Here is a 2,650-nt window from a genome sequence, read left to right on the forward strand (position 1 = left end):
TTTGGCACGTTGCGCTTATACCGGAAGCTGCCATTGGCACGGCAGAACACATAGCGGGGAAGGCTTATGGCATCTCGTCATTCATGTTCAGGACTGTGTTCCCCAAACCTGAAAAACCACCCCCCCAAACGCGACAAAGTGGTCCCGAAAGTGGTCCTATGCAGGCCACAACATCAACGTTTGCTAGCTTATATGGGAAAATCGACTGGTTATTGGTGCCCAGGAGAGGACGTCGTACTTTCGCGATTATCGTTGTATTGCAGTAGGTTAGAGAAAGCGAAAAACTCAAAAGTGGTCCTGAAAGCGGTCCCGTTTATGTATAACCTCAAAACAATAATCTGTGCCTTGTGCCAAGATCTCAGGCTTGCTTTGCGGAACCAAAGGCCATTTCGCAATGGATAAATGACCGGACATCCTATTGCACATCCCTCACTCACCCGATTGCGTTACACGTTTGAGGGCTGCAATAAAGAGCTCGTACATCGCTTTGCTTCTCCCAATAGACATACTGCGACTTGCTAATATCGCACAGTAATAACCCATCTTGGCTAGGAACCCAGCTGTCGAGAAATATATTTTTTTGTTTTGATCGCAAAATTAGCCCCCTAACGGAGGACTTTCAGATAGATAAATCCTAATCTAACATACGGCTGTGCGACTTATAGCCGTGCGATCATATCATGAGAGAAAAATGTGAATGAAAAAACTTGCTCTTGATGCCGCAGACATCCGCATTCTGTGCGCACTGCAGAAGCATGGGCAGTTAAGTAAAGCGAAGCTCTCCGAAATAAGTGGCCTCTCCGCGACCCCCTGCTGGGCACGACTAACTCGTTTGAAAGCTGCAGGGTATATTCGGGGATATCACGCCGATATTGAACTGAGCCGACTTGCTGATTTCGCCCAAGTGATTGTGACCGTTTCCTTGAGCCGTCATCGAAAGGCAGACTTTGACCGTTTTGAAGCCTATATCAACGGACGTGACGAGATAGTTGATTGCATCGCAACCGGCGGCGGGGTCGATTACATAATGAAGGTCATTAGCTCCAGCCTGACTGAGTTTCAAAATTTTGTGGAAGACCTCCACACCGAAGATCTTGGCATTGACCGCTACATGACCCACTTCGCAACACGCCAGGTAAAAACAGCCTTGCCCAACATATCAAAGCTAGCAACTTCAAATCTTAAATAAGGACACTGGACCAAACGGTCCTCATAGACCATGAAAAACGGCTGCATTGGACTATGCATGGAGAATCTTTAGACTGCTTTCTTCGTAATTCCCGAGCTATTTGTGGAACAGAATTTTTGGTTTGTGGTCGGGAGGATCACACACAAACGGGAGGACGTTTCAATGCAAGCAGATGATTTCGGTTTCGGCACACAAATCCGCAAGTCGCCCTATTTTGACGCAACAGTGCGGTGGGGCGCGCAAGGGTTTTCCGTCTACAACCACATGTATATCCCGCGTGATTTCGGGGACCCTGAACAGAACTTCTGGAACCTCGTGAACGACGCGATTCTGTGTGATGTGGCTGTTGAGCGTCAGGTGGAGATCACCGGCCCGGACGCGGCCAAGTTTACCCAGATGCTGACGTGCCGTGACCTGTCCAAGATGGCCGTGGGCCAGTGCAAATACATCCTTATTACCAACGCGGATGGCGGCATCCTTAATGATCCGATCCTGCTGCGGCTGGCGGAAAACCACTTCTGGATTTCTCTGGCCGACAGCGACATCCTTCTCTGGGCGCAGGGCGTTGCGATCCACTCGGGCCTTGATGTCACCATTGGAGAGCCTGATGTATCCCCGTTGCAGTTGCAGGGCCCCAAGTCTGGCGAGATCATGCGCGCGCTGTTTGGCGACGACATCATGGATCTGCGCTACTACTGGCTGCGCGAGGTCGAGTTGAACGGCATTCCGCTGATCGTGTCGCGCACCGGTTGGTCAAGCGAGCTGGGCTACGAGCTTTATCTGCGCGACGGATCAAAGGGCGATCTGCTGTGGGAAACCATAATGGCCGCCGGTATGGAATTCGGCCTCAAGCCAGGGCACACATCGTCCATTCGCCGCATCGAAGGTGGCATGTTGTCTTATCACGCGGACGCCGACATGAGCACCAACCCCTATGAGCTTGGGTTTGACCGGCTGGTGAACCTCGACATGGAGGCTGATTTCATCGGCAAGGCTGCGTTGCGTCGCATCAAGGACGAAGGTGTCAGCCGCAAGCAGATCGGCCTGATTATCGACGGTGATCCTCTCACCGGCCCCAACACGACGTTCTGGGAAATCAATTCGGATGGTGAGGCAATCGGCAAAGTCACATCCGCAGTTTACTCCCCACGTTTGGAGCAGAACATCGCTTTGGCCATGGTGTCAGCAGAACACGCCAAGATTGGTGCACAGGTTGAGGTCATTACGAAGTCTGGCCCCATCGGCGCAACGATTTGTGAGCGTCCATTCTATGATCCCAAAAAGCAAATCGCGGCCGCTTAACGCCCTGCCAGACGAAAGAAAAACGATATGTCAGACCTCGCTATCGAACTGCATTGGCAGCGCGCTACACCTGTTTTTGAAACTGGCGCATATTCGAACGATCACACAGTGCAGTATAATAACCGCTACGATCTGCTTGTTGATTCCGCCCCTGATTGG

The 2,650-nt window shown here is 51.4% G+C and carries 2 protein-coding genes; both read left to right on the forward strand.

The window, feature by feature from the left end; all coding sequences use genetic code 11:
* Positions 1-697: 697 nt before the first annotated feature.
* Positions 698-1,189, forward strand: a complete 492-nt coding sequence (locus tag ACTG3X_RS14335; protein WP_439111956.1) for an Lrp/AsnC family transcriptional regulator — start codon at positions 698-700, stop codon at positions 1,187-1,189.
* A 162-nt stretch (positions 1,190-1,351) separates the two neighbouring features.
* The gene (locus tag ACTG3X_RS14340; RefSeq protein ID WP_439111957.1) at positions 1,352-2,491 is read left to right on the forward strand and encodes a glycine cleavage T C-terminal barrel domain-containing protein; all 1,140 of its coding nucleotides are present in this window, start codon (positions 1,352-1,354) and stop codon (positions 2,489-2,491) included.
* The last annotated feature ends 159 nt before the right edge of the window (positions 2,492-2,650 follow it).

Source organism: Lentibacter sp. (assembly GCF_965658795.1).
Classification (GTDB): domain Bacteria; phylum Pseudomonadota; class Alphaproteobacteria; order Rhodobacterales; family Rhodobacteraceae; genus Lentibacter.